Here is an 18,121-nt window from a genome sequence, read left to right as displayed (position 1 = left end):
TTGATGATTGGTAAGCGTATAAACGGCCGTTATAAAATTTTGGAAATGGTCGGTGGAGGCGGCATGGCCAACGTTTATTTAGCTCATGATATGATTCTAGATCGAAACGTGGCATTAAAGATGTTGCGTCTAGACTTCGCTGAAGATGATGAGTTTATTAAACGATTTCACCGTGAAGCTCAATCAGCTACAAGCCTAACTCACCAAAATATTGTGACGATTTATGATGTTGGAGAAGAAGATACCCTATATTACATCGTCATGGAATATGTTGACGGTCAAACATTAAAACAATACATACAAAAAAACGGGCCTGTCCCTTTGGAAACAGCGATTGATATTATGAAACAGCTGACATCAGCTATTTCTCACGCCCATCAAAACCAGATTATTCATCGTGATATTAAACCACATAATATCTTAATTGATCATGAAGGCAAGATAAAAATTACTGATTTTGGAATTGCAATGGCTCTAAGTGCAACTAGCATTACCCAGACGAATTCCGTATTAGGGTCGGTTCATTATTTATCACCAGAACAAGCAAGAGGCGGTATGGCAAACCGTAAATCAGATATATATTCATTAGGGATTGTCATGTTTGAGCTGTTAACTGGAAGATTACCGTTTTCAGGAGAATCAGCTGTTTCTATTGCATTGAAACACTTGCAATCAGAAACGCCTTCCTTAAGAAGATGGAACCCAGATATACCACAAAGTGTTGAAAATATCGTATTGAAGGCAACAGCAAAGGACCCTTTCCATCGCTATAATAGTGCCGATGAAATGGAAGAAGACCTCTCTACATCTTTGAATGAAGAGAGGATGAACGAAAGAAAGTTTACTGTACCTGATGACGATGATGCTACAAAAGCAATTCCGATCATTACTGCAGATAAAATGTACCATCCTACTGACGAAACGATTATTCATAAAATTGAAGAAAAAAATGAAGATAGTCCTGTACCTATTGTAAAAAAGGAAAGTCCAAAAAAAGAAAAAGAAGATACGAAAAAGAAGAAAAAACGAAAAAAAGGTCCAATGATCCTTATATCTACTTTTGTTCTATTAGTTGTGCTATTTGTTCTTTCCGTCACTGTTTTACCTGAGATGCTTTCACCTGATGATGTTACTGTACCAGATGTATCAAATATGAGCGTTGATGACGCGAAAACATTGTTACAAGAAGAAGGATTTACGATTGGTGAAGAAATCGAACAAAACAATGATGAAGTGAAAGCAGGGGAAGTTATAAGAACCGAACCGAGAGCAGGGAGGACACAGAAAGAAGGAACAGCAGTAAATATTTATGAAAGTATCGGTAAAGAACGCTATTCAATGGAGGATTTTACTGGTCGCCCATATAGTGATATAGAAGAGTTACTAAAAGAAGAGGGTTTCCAATCTATCCAATCAGAAGAAGAATTTAGTGAGGAAGCAAAGGGAACAATTCTAGAACAGAATATTGATCCCGGAGAAGAAGTGATTCCCCAAGAAGAAGAGCTCATCTTTGTCGTCAGCAAAGGGGAGGAACCGATAGAATTAAAAGATTTAACCGGTTATAATGATAAGGCCCTAGCAGAATACGAAGCATCTAGTGGATTAACAATTGAAGTAGCTGGAGAAGAGCATCATGCTGAGATTGCTCAAGGTGAGGTCATTCGGCAGGAACCTGGAGCTGGAGCATCTTTAAATGACGGGGACACAGTAAAAGTTTATCTATCAAGTGGGCCGGAACAAGTTCCTGTAGAAGTGAAAAGAGAAGTGAATGTACCGTATAAGCCAAATCCTGATAATGTCGGACAACCTCAAGAAGTACAAATCTTTATAGAAGATATGGACAACAATATTGATGAGCCATTTAATACGATTCATATTACTGAAGATCGAGTTATTTCCTTTTCACTGCAAATACAACCAGGAGAAACCGCTTCTTACCAAATTATGAGGGATGGACAAATGATTATTCAAGAAAATGTTCCGTATGAACAGTGATGTAGGAGGACTACTATGCCAGAAGGCAAAATCATAAAAGCTTTAAGTGGCTTTTATTATGTTTTGAACAAGGATAAAGAAATCATCCAATGTCGTGGACGTGGTGTCTTTCGTAAAAATAAAATAACTCCATTAGTCGGAGATGAAGTACACTATCAAGCAGAAAATGATAAAGAAGGGTATATTTTAGAAGTGAAAAAGCGTAAAAATGAACTTATTCGCCCACCTATAGCGAATGTAGATCAAGCTTTTCTCATTTTCTCAAGTGTTGAACCTACCTTTAGTACAGCGTTATTAGATCGTTTTCTTGTCCTGGTAGAATCGAATCATATTACGCCTATTATTTGTATCACTAAGATGGATTTGGCAAGTAAAGAGGAACAAGAAACACTAGCTGTATATGCTGATAACTATCGAAAAGCAGGCTATAAAGTTGTTTTGACTTCGTCCGAAACGGCGGAAGGGATTGAGGATCTTTATCCTTTCATTACGGGAGAAATATCCGTATTTGCTGGTCAATCAGGTGTTGGTAAATCTTCACTTTTAAATGTATTACGTCCTGATTTGCAATTAAAAACAGACGATATATCCTCTCATTTAGGGAGAGGAAAACATACAACAAGACATGTGGAGCTCATTGAGATTAATGGTGGACTTGTTGCTGATACACCGGGTTTTAGCTCTTTAGAGTTTACTGAAATTGAGCAAGAGGACTTACAAAATTATTTCCCTGACATCCAAGAACTAAGCAGCTCATGTAAATTCAGAGGTTGCATGCATTTAAAGGAACCTAAATGTGCAGTTAAACAAGCTATAGATGCCGGAGATTTGCCACGTTATCGCTATGAGCATTATATTACTTTTATAGACGAAATAAGAGACAGAAAGCCGAGGTATTAACGCATGGTAAAAATTGCACCATCGATTTTATCTGCAGATTTTTCTAAATTAGGAGAAGAAATTCTTGATGTCGAACGTGGGGGAGCGGATTATATTCATGTAGATGTGATGGATGGTCACTTTGTTCCTAACATTACGATTGGTCCGTTAATTGTTGAAGCCATTAGACCGATAACGAACCTACCATTAGATGTTCATCTTATGATAGAAAATCCTGATCAATATATTCCAAGCTTCGCCTCAGCAGGAGCAGATATTATTACTGTTCATGCTGAGGCATGTAAACACCTTCATCGTACAATACATCTCATTAAGTCCTTGGGTGTGAAAGCAGGCGTTGTGATTAACCCAGCAACACCTGTCGAAGCGATTAAGCATGTAATAACTGATGTTGATATGGTTTTATTAATGACGGTGAACCCTGGCTTTGGTGGACAATCATTTATTGAAAATGTTTTACCTAAAATTGCTGAAGTAAAAGAATGGAGTAAAACATCTAATCCCTCTCTCGAAATCGAAGTGGATGGTGGGGTAAATGAGGAGACTGCAAAAAAATGCATTGCTGCAGGAGCGAATGTTTTAGTAGCAGGCTCTGCCGTTTATAATAAACAAGACCGCAAAGAAGCAATCGCTAGACTGCGGAATTGACCTAAAAAAGCTGATTTTAAGATTATACTTAGAGTCAGCTTTTCTTATGTTTCTTGTATTTTACAGTAGTTAGCAATTTAAAAGAATAAATAGTTCATAACCTAAAAGGATAGGAAAAGTGGAGGGCGTAGAGATGAAAATCAATATATTAGCAGGGGGACCACAACAGTATCTACCCAATCTCAATGACTATTGTTTTGATGAAGTATTATGGATAGGTGTTGATCGTGGCGCTTATACATTAATAAAAAAGGGAATCGCAATTGATTATGCATTTGGAGATTTTGATTCAGTTGATGAAAGTCAGTACAGTATGATTAAGCAGCATGTTCCTCATCTTCAAAGGGTAAAACCTGAAAAGGATGAAACGGATATGGAACTAGCACTTTTATGGGCGATCGAACAAAAGCCAGAAGAAATTACGGTATTTGGAGCCACAGGTGGGAGATTAGATCATTTTTTTGCTAATACTCAACTGTTAATTCAACCACTTCTAAATGACATTCTAGTACCTATTCGTTTAGTTGATAAACAAAATCAAATTATGGTTAAAAAGAGCGGCCATTATCAAATTGCTAAGGAATCATCTTACCCATATATATCTTTTATTCCGGTAACAGAAAACGTGAGGAACTTGACATTAACGGGATTCAAGTACCCATTAACTAATCACTTCGTACCTTTAGGGTCAACTCTTTGTATTAGTAATGAACTTATTGATGATAATGGTACTTTTTCTTTTGATAAAGGCATATTAATGGTGATAAGAAGTAAGGATGAAAAATAACTAATATTGATTCCTTTGTTCTAATATGAATAAAAAGAAGTAGTGCGTACGTTTATTACTTAAGGTGTGAGACTTTGAGGAGGGACTTAAATGAGATTTTATACAATCAAGCTGCCTAAATTTTTGGGAGGCATTGTGAGGGCGATGCTAGGGACATTTAAAAAGGAGTAATACTCTAACGTCTTTAGTGCGAATATTGTATAAAAAAAGAGGGTACCAATACTGGTACCCTCTCATTCATTATACGCGTTCAACTTTACCTGATTTCAAAGCTCTTGCAGAAACCCATACACGTTTAGGTTTACCGTCTACAAGAATGCGTACTTTTTGTAGGTTAGCACCCCAAGTACGTTTGTTAGCATTCATCGCATGAGAACGAGCATTACCTGTTTTTGTTTTCTTTCCAGTAATTACACATTGGCGTGGCATCTATATTCCCCCCTTACTAAAACATGACATCATTATTTTCATGTTTCGATCACAATTGTCAGTTACATCTAACTTAATATGAAAGTAGCTCGCACCAATTTCATACTAAAAAGATACTTTAATAATTTATCATACAAACACCTACAATGCAATAGTTTGCCTCTATTCTATCAAGAAAAAAACCTTGACATATATGCTGTGGAAATACGTTATAATATGAAAGAGGTAAGTATGACTTTTAAAATGCTTACATGTATAGTAAAATATTCTTTATGAAAAGTGTAGTACATGCGTCTATTCGTTCCATGGCTTCATCATACAATGATTGTCATTCATTAGATATTCACAATGAAAACGAAGACTAGCTTAGAAGAAGCAGTAATTTACCAGAAGGGGGAACAATAAAATGTCCATCGAACTAAAGAATAACTACGGGCAAATTGATATCTCAAATGACGTAATTGCGACAATTGCAGGAGGAGCAGCAGTCGACTGCTATGGTATTGTTGGCATGGCCTCTAAACATCAAATAAAAGACGGCTTATCTGAAATCCTGCGTAAAGAAAACTTTACTAAAGGTGTCATCGTGCGTCAGGAAGAAGATGAAGTACATATCGACATGTATATTATTGTTAGCTACGGAACGAAAATTTCTGAAGTTGCTCATAATGTGCAATCCAAAGTTAAATACACTTTAGATCAAACAGTCGGTCTAAGTACTGAGTCTGTTAATATTTTTGTTCAAGGTGTTCGTGTAACGAACCCGTAATGAGGAGGAAAATTTCGTGTCAATTAAAGTTTTAGAAGGAAAACAATTTGCGAAAATGATTGTCCAAGGAGCTAATCATTTATCTACAAATGCGAATTATGTAGATGCATTGAATGTTTTCCCTGTTCCAGATGGTGATACTGGGACAAATATGAACTTGTCAATGACTTCTGGTGCAAAGGAAGTTAAAAATATAACAACCAATCATATTGGTAAAGTTGGGGTTGCTCTTTCAAAGGGTCTATTAATGGGCGCTCGTGGTAACTCTGGTGTAATTCTCTCTCAGCTTTTTCGTGGGTTCGCAAAGCATATTGAGCAGAAAGAAAGTGTAAATGGACTTGAATTTGCATCTGCATTTGAAGCGGGTGTAGAAACGGCTTATAAAGCGGTGATGAAACCTGTTGAAGGAACAATATTAACTGTTGCGAAAGATGCTGGAAACAAGGCAGTACAAGTAGCGAAAACAGAAGATGATATTGTTCAAATTATGCAAGCAATCGTTAATGAAGCTAAGGCTTCTCTTGAGCGTACACCAGAGCTACTACCAGTGTTAAAAGAAGTAGGAGTAGTTGATAGTGGTGGACAAGGTTTACTTTTTGTATATGAAGGCTTTCTAGCAGAATTAAAAGGAGAAGCATTACCTGACTCCAGTGCATCTCTTCCGAAAATGGAGGAGCTTGTAAGTGCAGAACATCATAAAAGTGTACAGAGCCATATGAATACAGAAGATATTGTATTCGGATACTGTACAGAATTTATGGTTAGATTTGAATCTGAGAAGTTAGCTACGAATCCATTCTCTGAAGAAAAATTCCGTCAAGACTTAAGTCAATATGGTGATTCCCTACTTGTGATTGCTGATGAAAACCTCGTGAAGGTTCATATTCATTCTGAACAACCAGGTGATTGCTTATCCTATGGACAAAAGTACGGAAATCTTATTAATATGAAGATCGAGAATATGCGTTTGCAACACACAAACATTCTTGACGAAGATGAAAAGGCTTCCGCATCACAAAATGATACTAAAGTTCCCCAAGAAAAACGTGAATACGGAGTAATCACTGTTTCAATGGGAAGCGGAATTGCTGAGGTTTTCCGTAGTATTGGGGCGCATGTAGTAATTGAAGGCGGCCAAACAATGAATCCAAGCACAGAGGATATTGTAAAGGCGATTGAAGAAGTGAACGCAGAGAAAGTAATTATCTTACCAAATAATAAAAATATTATTATGGCTGCTGAACAGGCGTGTGAAGTATCAGAAACCGATGCCATCGTTATTCCTTCCAAAACTGTTCCTCAAGGAATGAGTGCGCTCCTTGCCTTTAATCCATCCGCGGAGCTATCAGAGAATAAGGATTATATGTCTGAAGCGTTATCGCATGTGAAAACAGGTCAGATCACTTTCGCAGTCCGCGATACGAGTATCGATGGTCTTGAAATCGAAAAAGGCGACTTTATGGGGATTGAAGAAGGCAAAATTATCGTTAAAGATAAGGATAAACTTCAATCTGCTAAAAGTTTAATTGACCAGATGATAGATGAAGATTCGGAAATTGTCACAATTATTCAAGGTGAAGATGCCTCGAAAGAAGATGTAGAAGTAATTCTTAACTATATAGAAGAGAAGTATGATGATGTCGAAGTAGAAGTGCACGACGGCAAACAACCATTATATGCATTTATCTTCTCGGTAGAATAAATAGAAGAGAATGGCCATGGGTAGCTTCTTATACACTGCTCCCGTGGTCTTTTTTCATCAAATGACTCACTGCCTTCTCCTGCTTACTGCAATTGGAATTTGATATCGATGGTAGGAGGGTAATTAGAGGTTAGTTATTTAATCATTTAGTTTATGAAACTATGCCTCTGTCTTCGCCTTCGTGCTCGCCAAAAGGGCGAGTTTTCTTTATTTCCCGTAAAGAAGGGCTGTTTTGAAAAGGAGGGTCAAGTATGTTAAGTGACAAAGTAGATCATATAAAAGGGTTGGGTCAATCTGCTGCAGATAATCTGAAAGATATGGGAATTACCACTGTAGGCGACTTGATTGAATACTTGCCTTTTCGTTATGAAGACTATCGTCTAAAAGATTTAAGTGAAATCAAACATGAAGAAAGAATTACAGTTGAGGGGAAAGTCCATTCACAGCCCGCACTTAGCTTTTATGGCCGTAAACGTTCGCGCTTAACATTTAGAGTATTAGTCGATCGCTACCTCATACAAGTCATTGCGTTTAATCAACCATATTTAAAAAAGCAAATAGAATTAAATGATACAGTTACTATTACGGGAAAGTGGGACCAACATCGCCAAACGATTACACTAGGTAAACTCAGCAAAGGTGAGGTTACGCAAACGAATGCATTTGAACCTGTTTATGCTGTTAAAGGCAAAGTCACAGTGAAGTCTTTACGTCGCTATATTAAGCACGCACTTGATCAATTCGGACACGATATAGTAGAAACACTCCCTTCTGAATATATTGAGGCTTATCGATTGATGGCGCGTGAAAAAGCGATCCGTACATTACATTATCCTGATACCCCCGAAATGCTAAAGCAAGCAAGAAGAAGGTTAGTATATGAAGAGTTCTTTTATTTCCAATTGAAAATCCAAGCATTACGAAAAATAGAAAGAGAAAGTAGTGCAGGTGTGAACATTGATTATGATTTGCAACGCTTAAAGTCATTTATAGATACACTTCCATTTGAACTGACGGGTGCACAAAAAAGAGTTGTTAATGAAATTCTCTATGATATGAAATCTAACTATCGTATGAATCGATTGCTTCAAGGTGATGTTGGATCAGGTAAAACAGCAGTTGCTGCTATTATGCTATTCGCTGCTAATAGTGCGGGTTATCAAGGTGCATTAATGGTACCAACAGAGATTTTAGCTGAACAACATGCAGAATCACTGGCTATGATGTTTGCGAATGATCCAATACGGATTGAAAGATTAACAAGTTCAGTGAAGGGGAAAAAGAGAAGAGAACTACTTGCAGAATTAGAGGCAGGTAACATTGATATTGTTATTGGTACACATGCGCTTATTCAAACGGAAGTTGTTTTTAAAAAATTAGGACTTGTTATTACAGATGAACAACATCGCTTTGGTGTTGAACAGCGTCGTGTATTAAGGCAAAAGGGTGAAAACCCTAACGTGTTATTTATGACCGCGACGCCAATACCGAGAACTTTGGCCATAACTGCATTTGGTGAAATGGATGTATCCATAATTGATGAAATGCCTGCAGGTAGGAAAGTAATAGAAACGTATTGGGCAAAACTAGATATGTTAGAAAGGGTATTAGGCTTTATGGAGAAAGAATTGCGTGGAGGACAGCAAGCTTATGTGATTTGCCCACTCATTGAAGAATCAGAGAAACTTGATGTCCAAAATGCAATTGATGTCCACACTATTCTTATGCAATATTTTCAGGATAGATATAAAGTTGGTTTAATGCACGGGCGCCTACATCCTGATGAGAAAGAAGATGTGATGAAGAAGTTTAGTGACAATCAGACGCAAGTACTAGTATCTACAACTGTGGTTGAGGTAGGTGTCAATGTACCGAATGCCACAATGATGCTCATCTACGATGCTGATCGTTTTGGGTTAGCTACACTTCATCAATTAAGAGGAAGAGTTGGTAGAGGAGATAAACAGTCCTATTGTATATTACTAGCTGATCCTAAGTCAGAAGTTGGCAAAGAAAGAATGCGAATTATGACAGAAACGAATGATGGGTTTGTTTTAAGTGAGAAGGATTTAGAGCTACGTGGTCCAGGTGATTTTTTTGGTCGTAAGCAAAGTGGGCTTCCTGAATTCAAGGTAGCTGACATGGTGCATGATTACCGTGCACTTGAAGTGGCAAGAAATGATGCTACTCAATTAATTCAGACAGATAGCTTTTGGTATGAAAAAAAATATCAAATGTTGAGGGATTACTTAAGGGATAATGGTGTGCTTGAAGGTGAGAAGTTAGATTAATAAAAAGGGAATGAAAGGAGATATGCGGACTAGATGCAGCTAGCTATTTGAATAAATAGTTTGAGGTAAACATTGCCTAGATGCTCGCTAGTATGCTTAAGACTTTAAAAGGTCAATAGTAGCAATAATTACTTCTTGCAATATAATAGCTATAATTATATACTACTATTAGTACCTAGTCTTAATTTTCTTGGACGGTGTATAAAAAATGAAAAGAAATAAAAAGCAACGACAATCATTGTTAGTAGAAACGATAAAAGAGAACCCATTCATCACGGATGAAGATTTAGCCGATAAGTTTTCTGTCAGTGTGCAGACGATTAGGCTTGATCGGTTAGAGCTCTCAATACCTGAATTGAGAGAAAGAATAAAAACAGTCGCTGAAAAAAATTTTGAGGACGAGGTTGTCGCGCTGCCTATTGAGGAAGTAATAGGGGAAATCATTGATATTGAGTTAGATAATGTCGCCATTTCTATATTCGATGTCAAAGAGGAGCACGTTTTTAAACGAAATCAAATTGCGCGTGGACATCACTTATTTGCTCAAGCAAACTCTTTAGCGGTCGCGGTTATTAATGATGACCTTGCCTTAACAGCGAAAGCAAATATTCACTTTACTCGCTCGGTAAAGCAAGGGGAACGAGTAGTATGTAAAGCGAAAGTGATAAGTATCGATAACGATCGGACAAAGATAGAGGTTATAAGTACCGTACATAATGAATGTGTTTTTAAAGGTGAGTTTGATATGTATCGCTCGCATCAATAAAAATATTAAATGAAACTAAAGGATGAATAGATGTGAAAATTGCCATAGATGCAATGGGTGGTGACAATGCACCAGAGGAAATTGTTCATGGTGCTATGAAGGCTGCGTTAGACTTCAATGATATTGAAATTACTTTAGTAGGTAATGAAGATGAGATTAGAAAATATTTGACATCAAATGATGACAGAATTCAAGTGCTTCATACGAACGAAATGATTTTGGGCACTGATGAACCTGTTCGCGCTGTAAGAAGAAAAAAACAAGCATCAATGGTGTTAGCTGCCCAACTTGTTGCAGATGGTAAGGCTGATGCTTGTATATCTGCAGGTAATACTGGAGCCTTAATGGCTGCTGGATTATTTGTAGTTGGAAGAATTGAAGGGATTGAAAGACCAGCGCTCGCCCCTACCTTGCCAACCATAGGAGGAGAAGGTTTCTTACTTTTAGATGTAGGAGCAAATGTCGATGCTAAACCTGAGCATTTAACGCAGTATGCCTTGATGGGGGCGATTTATGCAGAGAAGGTAAGAGGAGTTAAGAACCCTAGAGTTGGTTTGTTGAATATTGGTACAGAAGAGAAAAAAGGTAGCGAACTAACAAAGGGTACTTTTACTAATTTGCAACAAGCTGATATCAACTTTATTGGAAATGTTGAAGCGCGTGATTTACTAAATGGTGTAGCAGATGTGGTAGTGACCGATGGTTTTACTGGCAATATGGTATTAAAGACCATTGAAGGGACAGCGATGAGTCTGTTTAAGATGTTGAAAACGGCAATGACAAGTAATCTGAAATCAAAACTAGCTGCAGCAGTATTAAAGCCTGATCTGAAAGAGTTGAAAGGGAAAATGGACTACTCTGAATATGGTGGAGCAGCATTATTTGGACTAAAGGCACCAGTTATTAAAGCACATGGATCGTCTGATCGCAATGCTTTGTACAGTGCTGTAAAGCAGACAAGAATTATGGTAGAGCATGAAGTAGCTGAAAAAGTTAAAGCGGCGCTTGAAATTCAATCATAATGGGAGGCAGATAATATGGGAAAAATTGCATTTGTTTTTCCAGGACAAGGTTCACAAACTGTTGGAATGGGGAAATCACTAGCTGATGAGAATGAGAACGTTTTAAAATTATTTAAACAAGCTGATGAACGGTTAGGATACTCTCTTTCACAACTTATTTTCGAAGGCCCACAAGAACAGTTGACGCAAACGATGAATGCTCAACCGGCATTGTTAACAACAAGTATGGCGGTTTTGGAAGCATTCAAACAATCTGGCATCACAGCAGATTATGTTGCTGGTCATAGTTTAGGAGAATATTCAGCACTTGTTGCAGCAGGAGCTATTTCTTTTACTGATGGTGCTTATGCTGTTCATAAACGTGGTGAATTTATGGAAGAGGCTGTTCCTAATGGCGAAGGGACAATGGCTGCAGTTCTTGGTATGGAAAGAGAAGCACTGCAAGCTATTACCGATAAGGTTACTGAATCAGGTCATTCTGTACAATTAGCCAATTTGAATTCACCTGGACAAATTGTCATTTCCGGTACAAAACAAGGTGTAGAACTAGCTGGCGTAGAAGCGAAAACGGCAGGTGCGAAAAGAGTATTACCATTAGAAGTAAGTGGTCCATTCCATTCGCAACTAATGAGACCAGCAGCTGATCGTCTATTAAGCGTATTAGATGAAATCAAATTACAGGATGCAAGTGTGCCAGTGATTGCGAATGTTTCAGCAACGCCAATCACCGCGTCTGGAGAAATTAAAGAAAAGCTATTGCAACAATTATATTCACCTGTTCTTTGGGAGGATACTGTAAGGAAGTTACTTGCTTTAGGTGTAGATACTTTTATTGAAATTGGACCTGGAAAGGTTTTATCAGGCCTTATCAAAAAGGTAGACCGTAATGTTCAACTTTTTGCTATCTCTGATAGTAAGTCCATTGAGTCAACTATCGAAGCCATAAAGGAGGCTGCAAAATGAAGTTATCAAATAAAATTGCAATTGTAACCGGTGCTTCTAGAGGGATTGGTAGGGAAATAGCTTTAGAGCTTGCCAGAGAAGGGGCCAAAGTAGCTGTCAATTATGCAGGTAGTGAGGCGAGAGCCAATGAAGTAGTTGATGAAATTAAATCATTAGGGTCAGAAGCATTTGCAATTCAATGTGATGTTTCTAATAGTGAATCAGTTACAAATATGATTAAATCGGTCATCGAACATTTTGGCCGTATTGATATTCTAGTGAATAATGCAGGCATTACAAAGGATAACCTATTGATGAGAATGAAGGAAGATGAATGGGACGCTGTCATCAATACCAATCTTAAAGGAGTATTTCTGTGCACGAAGGCAGTAACTAGACAAATGATGAAACAGCGGAGCGGACGCATTATTAATATTTCCTCTATTGTTGGAACAACAGGAAATCCAGGCCAAGCAAATTACGTTGCTGCTAAATCTGGTGTCATCGGCTTAACTAAAACAACAGCCAAAGAATTAGCATCGAGAGGCATTACGGTTAATGCGATTGCACCTGGGTTTATTACGACAGAAATGACCGATGAATTAAATGCAGAAATTAAAGAGCAAATGCTTGCTAATATTCCACTGGCAACATTCGGAGAGCCAAAAGATATTGCAAAAGTAGTTAACTTCCTTGCTTCAGAGGACAGTAAGTATATGACTGGTCAAACTTTGCATGTTGATGGTGGTATGTATATGTAAACAGTAAGTCCTTTTTTAAAGGGTTTACATATAAATGAAAGATTTAAGATTACGTGATTGTTGCATTTACTAAAAACATCTTTCGTATTTATTAACTTTCATCTATAATATCTTGAGGGGAGGTGAACAAGCATGGCAGAAGTATTAGAACGCGTAACAAAAATCGTTGTTGATCGTCTTGGTGTTGATGAAGCAGAAGTAAAAGAAGAAGCGTCTTTCAAAGATGATCTTGGTGCTGATTCCCTAGATGTAGTTGAACTAGTAATGGAATTAGAAGATGAGTTTGATATGGAAATCTCTGACGATGATGCTGAAAAAATTGTAACAGTGGGTGACGCTGTAAATTACATAAAAGCAAAAAACTAATCGTTAGATAAGTATGAGTGAGGGGTATCCCTCACTCAATCTTTCTATATAAATAGCAGTTAATGAGCCAGATGTCACTTTTGTGCTTATTGTCCGCCGTGACTTGAGTTAATCAGGTAGTGACGGACAGTAAGTACATCCAGATTTATCCTCATTAGCGCTTTAAACTTGGTTAAGAATTCTTTCTGCCAAGTTTCTTTGTGTTTTTATGTAAAATTGCTTAAACTAAGAGAGAATGATGTATATAAAAAGATAAGATTTGTCATCAGTAATAAACCACGGCTAATAACGTAGTCAATATGTGTGGTTATCACCATTTAGGATAAATTTCATTTAAGGTACAAGGTGGCTGTTAAAATGCGTAATTACAAAGAAAAAGAGAAAAGAAAACGTGCGGATGAAAAGAAGTTTAAAGAATTACAGCAGGTATTATCTATTGAATTTAAAAACGAAAAATTATTAAGACAAGCTTTTACTCATTCTTCATATGTGAATGAGCATCGAAGAAAGCCTCATGAAGATAATGAAAGACTCGAATTTTTAGGAGATGCGGTATTGGAATTAACAGTTTCCAAATTTCTCTATATTAAATATCCGATGATGAGTGAAGGTGAATTAACAAAATTAAGAGCAGCGGTCGTGTGTGAACCTTCCTTAGTTGAATTTGCTAATGAAAGAGATTTTGGCAAATACGTTTTACTAGGAAAAGGAGAAGAAATGACTGGGGGGAGAATGCGTCCGGCACTATTAGCTGATGTATTTGAAGCCTTTATAGGAGCACTATATTTAGACCAAGGGATTGATGTTGTTGTTTGTTTCTTAGAAAAATATGTTTTCCCTAAGATAGACTCTGGCGCATTTTCTCATGTAATGGATTTTAAAAGCCAATTACAAGAATTAGTGCAGAGAGATTCAGCGGGAATGATTGAATATAAGATTCTACAGGAAAAGGGACCGGCTCATAATCGTGAGTTTGAGTCGACTGTTTATCTAAACGGTGAAGAACTTGGAACGGGTACAGGTCGTTCAAAAAAACAAGCAGAACAACATGCAGCGCAAATGGCATTAGAAGTACTTAAAAACCATGTGAACTAAATCTTTATAAAGGTGAAAAAAAGATTTAGTAAGGGAGGAGCAGGATTTTGTTTTTAAAGCAACTCGATATCGTCGGTTTTAAATCTTTTGCTGAACGAGTAACAGTTGATTTCGTTACTGGTGTAACTGCAGTTGTTGGCCCTAATGGAAGTGGTAAAAGTAATATTACGGATGCCATCCGTTGGGTATTAGGTGAACAATCAGCTAAATCGTTACGTGGCGTGAAAATGGGTGATGTTATTTTTGCAGGTAGTGATTCACGCAAACCATTAAACTATGCAGAAGTTACATTAACGCTAGATAATCATGATCAATTTTTACCACTTGACTACAGTGAAGTTAGTGTAACAAGAAGGGTTTTTCGTTCGGGAGATAGTGAATATTTAATTAATAAACAACCTTGTAGATTAAAGGATATTGTTGATTTATTTATGGATTCGGGGCTAGGGAGAGAAGCATTTTCGATTATAAGCCAAGGAAGAGTAGAGGAAATTCTTAATAGTAAGCCGGAAGAAAGAAGAACGATTTTTGAAGAGGCTGCAGGTGTTTTAAAATATAAAACACGTAAAAAGAAGGCGGAAGTCAAACTAAGTGAAACAAAAGATAATCTAAACAGGGTAAATGATATTCTTCACGAATTAGAAACCCAAGTTGAACCGTTGAAGATGCAAGCTTCTATTGCCAAAGATTATTTACAGCAAAAAGAGGAGCTTGAACAGTTTGAAGTCGGTTTAACAGTTTATGAAATAGAGGATTTGCATAAAAAATGGGAACAGCACTCGAATGATTTTGATCAACAGCAACAGCAAGAAATAGCCCTTTCAGCAGAGGTACAAACGAAAGAAGCGAAAATTGCTGAAGTACGAGACCGCACAGTCGCATTGGATGAATCAGTTAATGAATTACAAGAAGTACTCCTACATGCGAGTGAAGCATTAGAAAAACTTGAAGGTCGTAAAGAAGTGCTCAAGGAAAGAAAGAAAAATGCTTCACAAAACAAAGAACAGTTACAAAAAAACAAAGAATTATTGACCATACGTGTAGAGGAACTTAAAAAGTTAAGACAAGAACAAGATCAAAAAACGCTTGCTTTAAAGTCTGAGGCCTCTACTTATGAAAAACAACTTTCCGAGAAGTTAGAACAGTTGAAGTTATATAGCGTTGATATTGATGAACAAATTGAGAACTTAAAAAGTGAGTATATTGACCTTTTAAATACTGAAGCAGCAGCAAAGAATGAACAGCAGATGTTGCAAAAACAACTTACGCAACAAGCAACGCGTGAAGAAAAGTTGATTGGGGATAATAGTCGATATATTGAGGAAAGAGAAGTATTGCTCGAGCGTAAAGCGGCGTTATGGCATGATCATGAGGCAGTTAAAGAACAATTAGACAACCATATACACCAATATAGACAAAAGCAAAAAGAATATGAAATGTTGCAACAAACCTATGAAAAGGATGAAAAGAAATACTATCAAGCCATCCAATTTCTACAACAAGCACAGTCTAGAAAAGAAATGTTGGAAGAGTTGAAAGAAGATTATTCCGGTTTTTTCCAAGGTGTGAAGGAAGTACTGAAAGAAAGAAACAATCGCCTTAGTGGTATTGAAGGAGCAGTGGCGGAGTTAATTGAGGTTCCTAAAGAATATCAAACTGCAATGGAAGTTGCGTTAGGCGCGGCAATGCAGCATATTGTTGTGCAGACGGAATCTGATGGGCGAAAGGCCATTCAATATTTAAAGAGCCAATCCTATGGTAGAGCGACTTTCTTGCCACTTGATGTGTTAAAAAAGAAAACATTAAATGAAGCGCAATTAAAAATTGTGAAAGAACACGAAGCGTACATAGGGTCGGCTGCTTCCTTACTACAATATGATGCTAAATATGCTCCTGCTATTGAAAGCTTACTAGGCAACGTAATAATAGCCAGTGATTTAAAAGGAGCTAATACGCTAGCAAAGCTATTAGGGTATCGCGTGCGAATAGTCACACTCGATGGTGATATCGTTAATCCTGGTGGCTCAATGACAGGCGGAGCGGTTAAACAAAATAAATCATCGATATTAAGTAGAAAAAATGAGCTGGATGATTTGAAAGATAAGATCACACATATGGATCAGCAAACAAAAGAACTTGAGGCACGTGTGAAGAAAATGAAGCACCAGTTCCAAGATGCTGAGCATATATTAGAAACGCTTAAGCAAAAGGGAGAACAATTACGCGAAGAAGAGCAAAGCCGTCTTGGTCTCCTTAAAGATATGGAGTATGAAGAGAAGAGAGTAAATGATCGTCTTTCTTTGTATGACCTGGATAAGGCACAATTTGTTGAAGAGAAAAACCGCTTCGTGAATCGAGAAAACGAATTAACAGAAATCCTACGAAATTATGCTGAAGAAATTATCTCATTAGATAACCAAATTAAAGAATTAACGCAATTAAAGAATGTACAACAAACGTCAAAAGAAAGTTTACAAGAAGAGATAAACGAATTAAAGGTGCAATTTGCTTCTAAAAGTGAGCAACTAAAATCTGCACAAGATCGTTTGCGTTCAATCGTCTCAGAAAAAGCAGACACAGAAGAGAAATTACAACTCGTTATAGATGACTTGCATTTATTATCATCAGAAATGACCAATAATTCCTCAGGAGAACAGCATCTCGAAGAAGAAGCAATGAGAAAGCGTGAAGATAAGAATCAAACAATTGAACTAATCGCTAAACGAAGAGAAGAAAGATTTTCATTGCAAACAATACTTGAAGATATCGAAGTGGAGTTAAAAGAGTTAAAACGTCTTCATAAAGGAAGAGTAGAAGGATTAAAAGATCTCGAAGTGAAAATTAATCGATTAGACGTAGAGTTAGAGACCCGTTTAACGCATTTGCGTGAAGAATATATGCTCTCTTATGAAGCAGCGAAAGAGGCATTCCCACTAAGTATTGATGTAGAAGATGCACGCAAAAAGGTAAAGTTAATCAAATTAGCAATAGATGAACTTGGCACGGTTAATTTAGGTGCCATTGATGAATATGAACGTGTTTCAGAACGTTACGAGTTTTTATTAGAACAACAGAACGATTTACTAGCTGCCAAAGACACGCTTTTCCAAGTCATAGATGAGATGGATGTGGAAATGAAAAGGAGATTTCAAGAAACATTTGAAGGAATCCGTTTCCACTTTGAATCTGTTTTTCAATCATTATTTGGTGGGGGACGTGCAGATCTTAAGTTTACAAATCCTGAGGACTTATTAAATACCGGTATTGATATTGTCGCGCAACCACCTGGTAAAAAGCTGCAAAATTTAGGGCTACTATCTGGTGGAGAAAGAGCTTTAACTGCGATTGCGTTATTATTTTCTATATTAAAAGTCCGCCCTGTCCCATTTTGTATATTAGATGAAGTAGAGGCAGCCTTAGATGAAGCAAATGTGCACCGCTATGCGAAGTATTTAAGAAATTATAGCCATGAAACACAGTTCATTGTGATTACTCACAGAAAAGGAACAATGGAGGAAGCGGATGTATTGTATGGTGTTACGATGCAAGAATCCGGCGTTTCAAAAATGGTATCTGTAAGGCTTGAAGAAACAAAAGAGATGGCGATGAGCTAACCTAATGATAAGTCCCATTAGTAATTAGTTAGTG

General features: G+C 37.2%; 16 protein-coding genes. 15 read left to right on the top strand and 1 reads right to left on the bottom strand.

The genetic code is table 11. The features are described 5' to 3' along the window. The first annotated feature begins 3 nt into the window (after window positions 1-3). The 5 genes from pknB to spoVM all read left to right on the top strand — a co-directional run bounded on the left by pknB (window position 4) and on the right by spoVM (window position 4,501). The gene (pknB, locus tag MKX29_RS22835; protein WP_307314487.1) at window positions 4-1,995 is read left to right on the top strand and encodes a Stk1 family PASTA domain-containing Ser/Thr kinase; all 1,992 of its coding nucleotides are present in this window, start codon (window positions 4-6) and stop codon (window positions 1,993-1,995) included. Between the two features lie 15 nt (window positions 1,996-2,010). Next, the gene (rsgA, locus tag MKX29_RS22830) at window positions 2,011-2,895 is read left to right on the top strand and encodes a ribosome small subunit-dependent GTPase A (RefSeq protein ID WP_341107960.1); all 885 of its coding nucleotides are present in this window, start codon (window positions 2,011-2,013) and stop codon (window positions 2,893-2,895) included. Window positions 2,896-2,898: 3 nt separating this feature from the next. Continuing rightward, window positions 2,899-3,543, top strand: coding sequence for a ribulose-phosphate 3-epimerase (gene rpe / locus MKX29_RS22825; protein ID WP_224938574.1), 645 nt, complete (start codon window positions 2,899-2,901; stop codon window positions 3,541-3,543). A 133-nt stretch (window positions 3,544-3,676) separates the two neighbouring features. Continuing rightward, window positions 3,677-4,330, top strand: coding sequence for a thiamine diphosphokinase (locus tag MKX29_RS22820; protein WP_328199072.1), 654 nt, complete (start codon window positions 3,677-3,679; stop codon window positions 4,328-4,330). 90 nt (window positions 4,331-4,420) lie between these two features. After that, window positions 4,421-4,501 carry a stage V sporulation protein SpoVM gene (gene spoVM, locus MKX29_RS22815; protein ID WP_095369568.1) on the top strand — a complete coding sequence of 27 codons (81 nt, stop codon included), beginning with the start codon at window positions 4,421-4,423 and terminating at the stop codon, window positions 4,499-4,501. Window positions 4,502-4,570: 69 nt separating this feature from the next. On the opposite strand, the gene rpmB is transcribed toward spoVM, so the two are convergent. Beyond that, a complete protein-coding gene (gene rpmB / locus MKX29_RS22810) occupies window positions 4,571-4,759 on the bottom strand; it encodes a 50S ribosomal protein L28 (protein ID WP_095369567.1) in 189 nt (62 codons plus the stop codon). Between the two features lie 406 nt (window positions 4,760-5,165). On the opposite strand from rpmB, the gene MKX29_RS22805 reads away from it, so the two are divergent. The 10 genes from MKX29_RS22805 to smc all read left to right on the top strand — a co-directional run bounded on the left by MKX29_RS22805 (window position 5,166) and on the right by smc (window position 18,087). Continuing rightward, window positions 5,166-5,528 carry an Asp23/Gls24 family envelope stress response protein gene (locus MKX29_RS22805; RefSeq protein WP_095369566.1) on the top strand — a complete coding sequence of 121 codons (363 nt, stop codon included), beginning with the start codon at window positions 5,166-5,168 and terminating at the stop codon, window positions 5,526-5,528. Between the two features lie 16 nt (window positions 5,529-5,544). After that, a complete protein-coding gene (locus MKX29_RS22800; RefSeq protein ID WP_341107958.1) occupies window positions 5,545-7,230 on the top strand; it encodes a DAK2 domain-containing protein in 1,686 nt (561 codons plus the stop codon). A 251-nt stretch (window positions 7,231-7,481) separates the two neighbouring features. Next, window positions 7,482-9,521: an ATP-dependent DNA helicase RecG gene (gene recG, locus MKX29_RS22795; RefSeq protein WP_341107956.1), complete on the top strand. Its 2,040-nt coding sequence runs from the start codon at window positions 7,482-7,484 to the stop codon at window positions 9,519-9,521. 208 nt (window positions 9,522-9,729) lie between these two features. After that, window positions 9,730-10,287 carry a transcription factor FapR gene (gene fapR, locus MKX29_RS22790; protein ID WP_095369563.1) on the top strand — a complete coding sequence of 186 codons (558 nt, stop codon included), beginning with the start codon at window positions 9,730-9,732 and terminating at the stop codon, window positions 10,285-10,287. 32 nt (window positions 10,288-10,319) lie between these two features. Next, window positions 10,320-11,309 (top strand): phosphate acyltransferase PlsX, encoded by a 990-nt coding sequence (gene plsX / locus MKX29_RS22785; RefSeq protein ID WP_224938578.1) that lies wholly within the window; start codon window positions 10,320-10,322, stop codon window positions 11,307-11,309. Window positions 11,310-11,324: 15 nt separating this feature from the next. Next, the gene (gene fabD / locus MKX29_RS22780) at window positions 11,325-12,272 is read left to right on the top strand and encodes an ACP S-malonyltransferase (RefSeq protein WP_341107953.1); all 948 of its coding nucleotides are present in this window, start codon (window positions 11,325-11,327) and stop codon (window positions 12,270-12,272) included. Further along, window positions 12,269-13,012 (top strand): 3-oxoacyl-[acyl-carrier-protein] reductase, encoded by a 744-nt coding sequence (gene fabG / locus MKX29_RS22775; protein WP_341107951.1) that lies wholly within the window; start codon window positions 12,269-12,271, stop codon window positions 13,010-13,012. Before fabD ends, fabG begins: the two co-directional genes overlap by 4 nt. Before the next feature lie 132 nt (window positions 13,013-13,144). Beyond that, entirely contained in the window at window positions 13,145-13,378 is a 234-nt protein-coding gene (locus MKX29_RS22770; protein ID WP_095369559.1) for an acyl carrier protein, read from the top strand. A gap of 357 nt (window positions 13,379-13,735) precedes the next feature. After that, window positions 13,736-14,473 (top strand): ribonuclease III, encoded by a 738-nt coding sequence (gene rnc / locus MKX29_RS22765; protein ID WP_224938581.1) that lies wholly within the window; start codon window positions 13,736-13,738, stop codon window positions 14,471-14,473. Between the two features lie 47 nt (window positions 14,474-14,520). Further along, window positions 14,521-18,087 (top strand): chromosome segregation protein SMC, encoded by a 3,567-nt coding sequence (gene smc / locus MKX29_RS22760; RefSeq protein ID WP_341107948.1) that lies wholly within the window; start codon window positions 14,521-14,523, stop codon window positions 18,085-18,087. Window positions 18,088-18,121: the final 34 nt, after the last annotated feature.

The organism is Cytobacillus sp. FSL R7-0696 (assembly GCF_038006865.1).
In the GTDB taxonomy this organism is placed as follows: Bacteria; Bacillota; Bacilli; order Bacillales; family Cytobacillaceae; genus Cytobacillus; species Cytobacillus kochii.
Note: the sequence above shows the minus strand (reverse complement) of the source record. Positions and strands in the feature narration are given on the sequence as shown.

Excerpts from the sequence above, each read along its gene's own strand:
- pknB (WP_307314487.1), top strand. The coding sequence starts at position 4 with ATGATTGGTAAGCGTATAAACGGCCGTTATAAAATTTTGGAAATGGTC.
- rsgA (WP_341107960.1), top strand. The coding sequence starts at position 2,011 with ATGCCAGAAGGCAAAATCATAAAAGCTTTAAGTGGCTTTTATTATGTT.
- rpe (WP_224938574.1), top strand. The coding sequence starts at position 2,899 with ATGGTAAAAATTGCACCATCGATTTTATCTGCAGATTTTTCTAAATTA.
- MKX29_RS22820 (WP_328199072.1), top strand. The coding sequence starts at position 3,677 with ATGAAAATCAATATATTAGCAGGGGGACCACAACAGTATCTACCCAAT.
- spoVM (WP_095369568.1), top strand. The coding sequence starts at position 4,421 with ATGAGATTTTATACAATCAAGCTGCCTAAATTTTTGGGAGGCATTGTG.
- rpmB (WP_095369567.1), bottom strand. The coding sequence starts at position 4,759 with ATGCCACGCCAATGTGTAATTACTGGAAAGAAAACAAAAACAGGTAAT.
- MKX29_RS22805 (WP_095369566.1), top strand. The coding sequence starts at position 5,166 with ATGTCCATCGAACTAAAGAATAACTACGGGCAAATTGATATCTCAAAT.
- recG (WP_341107956.1), top strand. The coding sequence starts at position 7,482 with ATGTTAAGTGACAAAGTAGATCATATAAAAGGGTTGGGTCAATCTGCT.
- fapR (WP_095369563.1), top strand. The coding sequence starts at position 9,730 with ATGAAAAGAAATAAAAAGCAACGACAATCATTGTTAGTAGAAACGATA.
- fabD (WP_341107953.1), top strand. The coding sequence starts at position 11,325 with ATGGGAAAAATTGCATTTGTTTTTCCAGGACAAGGTTCACAAACTGTT.
- fabG (WP_341107951.1), top strand. The coding sequence starts at position 12,269 with ATGAAGTTATCAAATAAAATTGCAATTGTAACCGGTGCTTCTAGAGGG.
- MKX29_RS22770 (WP_095369559.1), top strand. The coding sequence starts at position 13,145 with ATGGCAGAAGTATTAGAACGCGTAACAAAAATCGTTGTTGATCGTCTT.
- rnc (WP_224938581.1), top strand. The coding sequence starts at position 13,736 with ATGCGTAATTACAAAGAAAAAGAGAAAAGAAAACGTGCGGATGAAAAG.